At 54.2% G+C, this 3931-nt stretch carries 7 protein-coding genes and 3 pseudogenes; all 10 read right to left on the reverse strand.

Annotation, left to right across the window (positions count from 1 at the left end; all coding sequences use genetic code 11):
* Positions 1-115: pseudogene (gene rplO / locus DQ405_RS25420) on the reverse strand (50S ribosomal protein L15); the annotation flags it as partial.
* Between the two features lie 3 nt (positions 116-118).
* The gene (rpmD, locus tag DQ405_RS25425; RefSeq protein WP_003176408.1) at positions 119-295 is read right to left on the reverse strand and encodes a 50S ribosomal protein L30; all 177 of its coding nucleotides are present in this window, start codon (positions 293-295) and stop codon (positions 119-121) included.
* A gap of 2 nt (positions 296-297) precedes the next feature.
* Positions 298-799, reverse strand: a pseudogene (gene rpsE / locus DQ405_RS25430) (30S ribosomal protein S5).
* A gap of 3 nt (positions 800-802) precedes the next feature.
* A complete protein-coding gene (gene rplR, locus DQ405_RS25435) occupies positions 803-1153 on the reverse strand; it encodes a 50S ribosomal protein L18 (protein ID WP_003186037.1) in 351 nt (116 codons plus the stop codon).
* Between the two features lie 10 nt (positions 1154-1163).
* Positions 1164-1697, reverse strand: coding sequence for a 50S ribosomal protein L6 (gene rplF / locus DQ405_RS25440; RefSeq protein WP_003194640.1), 534 nt, complete (start codon positions 1695-1697; stop codon positions 1164-1166).
* A gap of 12 nt (positions 1698-1709) precedes the next feature.
* Positions 1710-2102 carry a 30S ribosomal protein S8 gene (gene rpsH, locus DQ405_RS25445; protein ID WP_003176413.1) on the reverse strand — a complete coding sequence of 131 codons (393 nt, stop codon included), beginning with the start codon at positions 2100-2102 and terminating at the stop codon, positions 1710-1712.
* 208 nt (positions 2103-2310) lie between these two features.
* A complete protein-coding gene (gene rpsN, locus DQ405_RS25450) occupies positions 2311-2616 on the reverse strand; it encodes a 30S ribosomal protein S14 (RefSeq protein WP_003176414.1) in 306 nt (101 codons plus the stop codon).
* Between the two features lie 13 nt (positions 2617-2629).
* Positions 2630-3097: a 50S ribosomal protein L5 gene (rplE, locus tag DQ405_RS25455; protein WP_446730923.1), complete on the reverse strand. Its 468-nt coding sequence runs from the start codon at positions 3095-3097 to the stop codon at positions 2630-2632.
* A gap of 98 nt (positions 3098-3195) precedes the next feature.
* Positions 3196-3510: a 50S ribosomal protein L24 gene (rplX, locus tag DQ405_RS25460; protein WP_003176416.1), complete on the reverse strand. Its 315-nt coding sequence runs from the start codon at positions 3508-3510 to the stop codon at positions 3196-3198.
* Between the two features lie 11 nt (positions 3511-3521).
* Positions 3522-3891 (reverse strand): annotated as a pseudogene (gene rplN / locus DQ405_RS25465) (50S ribosomal protein L14).
* Between the last annotated feature and the right edge of the window lie 40 nt (positions 3892-3931).

A 3931-nucleotide genomic window follows, 5' to 3' on the forward strand; every position in this document is an offset into this window, starting at 1 on the left:
TTTGACCCTTGTGGCCACGGCCACCGGTCTTACCCAAACCACTACCGATACCACGGCCCGGACGATGCTTTTCGCGACGGGAACCCGGCGCTGGACTCAGATCATTGAGTTTCATCGATTAACCCTCTACACGCAGCATGTAGTAAGCCTTGTTGATCATCCCGCGATTCTCGGGAGTATCCTGGACTTCTACAGTGTGACCGATGCGACGCAGACCCAAACCTTTAACGCACAATTTGTGGTTAGGGATGCGGCCGGTCATGCTTTTGATCAGCGTTACTTTAACGGTAGCCATGATCAGAAGATCTCCTTGACAGTCAGACCACGCTTGGCAGCGATGGACTCAGGAGATTGCATAGCCTTCAGACCCTTGAAAGTGGCGTGAACCACGTTTACCGGGTTAGTCGAGCCATAGCACTTGGCCAGAACGTTCTGAACGCCAGCAACTTCGAGGACAGCACGCATAGCGCCGCCAGCGATGATACCGGTACCTTCAGAAGCAGGCTGCATGTACACCTTCGAAGCGCCGTGAGCGGACTTCATTGCGTACTGCAGAGTGGTACCGTTCAGATCAACTTGGATCATGTTGCGACGAGCAGCTTCCATTGCCTTCTGGATCGCGGCAGGCACTTCACGTGACTTGCCACGGCCGAAGCCAACACGCCCTTTACCATCACCCACCACGGTCAACGCGGTGAAAAGTGAAGATACGGCCGCCTTTAACGGTTTTGGCTACGCGGTTAACTTGAACCAGCTTCTCAATGTAGCCTTCGTCGCGCTTTTGGTCGTTATTTGACATAACTTAGAACTCCAGCCCAGCTTCACGAGCAGCATCAGCCAGCGCTTTCACGCGGCCGTGGTACTTGAAGCCAGAGCGGTCGAAAGCCACTTGCGAGACGCCAGCGGCCTTAGCACGCGTAGCGACCAGCTGGCCAACCTTTGTGGCCGCGTCGATGTTGCCAGTGGCACCATCACGCAGTTCTTTATCCAAAGTCGAGGCGCTTGCCAGGACTTTGTTGCCGTCGGCCGAGATGACCTGGGCGTAGATGTGCTGCGACGAGCGGAACACGCAGAGACGCACGACTTCGAGTTCGTGCATTTTCAGGCGTGCTTTGCGAGCGCGACGCAGTCGAGTAACTTTTTTGTCGGTCATTTGCTATGCCCTACTTCTTCTTGGCTTCTTTACGACGGACGACTTCGTCCGCGTAGCGCACACCTTTGCCTTTGTACGGCTCTGGTGGACGGAAGTCGCGGATCTCAGCGGCCACTTGACCTACCAGCTGCTTGTCGATGCCCTTGATCAGGATATCGGTCTGGCTAGGAGTCTCAGCAGTGATGCCCGCTGGCAGTTCGTAATCCACTGGGTGCGAGAAGCCAAGGGCAAGGTTCAAAACCGTGCCTTTTGCTTGCGCTTTGTAACCAACACCGACCAGCTGGAGCTTACGCTCGAAGCCTTGGCTTACGCCTTGGACCATGTTGTTTACCAACGCACGCGTGGTACCGGCCATTGCGCGAGTTTGTTGATCGCCATTGCGAGCAGCGAAACGCAGCTCACCAGCTTCTTCAACGATCTCAACGGACGAATGGATGTTCAGTTCAAGAGTACCCTTGGCACCCTTCACCGAAAGCTGTTGGCCTGCGAATTTGACTTCGACACCGGCTGGCAGCTTAACGGGGTTCTTAGCGACGCGAGACATGCTTATCCCCCCTTAGAACACAGTGCAAAGAACTTCGCCGCCGACACCGGCAGCGCGCGCAGCACGATCCGTCATCACACCTTTGTTGGTGGAGACGATAGACACGCCCAGACCGCCACGAACTTTCGGCAGATCTTCAGCGGACTTGTACTGACGCAGGCCTGGACGGCTAACGCGCTTCACTTCCTCGATGACCGAACGGCCTTCGAAGTACTTCAGCTCGATGGACAGCAGTGGTTTGATTTCGCTGCTGATCTGATAACCCGCAATGTAGCCTTCGTCTTTCAGGACTTTGGCAACAGCTACCTTCAACTTGGAAGATGGCATGCTTACGACGGACTTTTCAGCCATCTGGGCATTACGGATACGAGTTAGCATGTCCGCTAACGGGTCCTGCATACTCATGGGCTAGACGCTCCTAATACAAAAAAATTAGCCTTGCGGCTACATATGTCGCCGAGAATCTCCGAGCACAAAAAACACGGGCTCAGGCGAGCCGCGTATTTTAGACATACTCCAGAAATGAAACAAGCCCCAAAAGGGGCTTGATCCAGATTCAAGGTCACCGGCGGTCAGTATCTTGCGATTCCGACCACCTGGACGTTGAAAGTACTTACCAGCTGGCTTTAACCAGACCTGGTACGTCACCACGCATTGCCGCTTCACGCAGTTTGTTACGGCCGAGGCCGAACTTGCGGTAAACGCCGTGTGGACGACCGGTCAGGCGGCAGCGGTTACGCATGCGCGAAGCGCTTGCGTCACGTGGCTGCTTCTGCAGAGCAACTGTAGCTTCCCAACGCGCTTCTGGACTTGCGTTCAGATCAACGATGATTGCTTTCAGTGCTGCACGCTTCTTGGCGTACTTGGCAACCGTGAGCTGACGCTTCAGCTCGCGGTTTTTCATGCTCATCTTGGCCATGGTCCTACTCCAATCAGTTGCGGAACGGGAATTTGAACGCACGCAGCAGAGCGCGGCCTTCATCATCGTTCTTGGCAGTGGTGGTCAGGGTGATGTCCAGACCGCGGAGAGCATCGATCTTGTCGTAGTCGATTTCCGGGAAGATGATCTGCTCTTTCACGCCCATGCTGTAGTTACCACGACCATCAAAGGACTTGGCATTCAGGCCGCGGAAGTCGCGGACCCGAGGCAGGGAGATCGACAGCAGACGATCCAGGAATTCGTACATACGCTCACGGCGCAGAGTCACTTTGACGCCGATCGGCCAACCTTCACGGACTTTAAAGCCAGCGATGGATTTCCGAGCGTAAGTCACAACGACTTTTTGACCGGTGATCTTTTTCCAGGTCAGCAACAGCGTGCTCGATGACTTTTTTTGTCGCCGATCGCTTCGCCCAGACCCATGTTCAGGGTGATTTTTGGTGACGCGCGGAACTTCCATCACGTTCCCGAGCTTAAGTTCTTCCTTAAGCTTAGGGGCGATTTTCCTTCCGGTAAATCTCTTGTAGTCGTGCCATGGTCTAATCTACCTAGCAGTGTTCAAGCATCAACCGCTTTTTGGGTCGACTTGAAGACACGAATTTTCTTACCGTCTTCTACTTTGAAACCAACGCGGTCAGCCTTGTTGGTTTCGCCGTTGAAGATGGCGACGTTAGAAGCGTCCAGCGGAGCTTCTTTCTCGACGATACCGCCCTGCACGCCCGACATCGGGTTAGGCTTGGTATGACGCTTGACCAGGTTCAGACCACCGATAACCAGACGGTTATTGGCGAGAACCTTAAGCACCTTACCGCGCTTACCTTTGTCTTTGCCGGCGATCACGATGATCTCGTCGTCACGACGAATCTTTTGCATGTCGGATCTCCTTACAGCACTTCTGGGGCGAGCGAGACGATCTTCATGAACTTCTCAGTACGAAGTTCACGGGTCACTGGCCCAAAGATACGGGTGCCGATCGGCTCTTGCTTGTTGTTCAGAAGAACAGCAGCGTTGCCATCAAAGCGGATAATGGAGCCATCAGCACGACGTACGCCGTGACGAGTGCGGACTACAACAGCAGTCATCACTTGGCCTTTTTTCACCTTACCGCGAGGAATTGCTTCCTTCACGGTAAACTTTGATGATGTCACCGATACCAGCGTAACGACGATGGGAGCCACCCAGCACCTTGATGCACATAACACGGCGAGCGCCGCTGTTATCGGCCACATCGAGCATGGATTGAGTCTGAATCATATAATTTCTCCGACCCCTAGTCCTTAGACTTCACAGCGCG

The organism is Pseudomonas sp. SST3 (assembly GCF_003325755.1).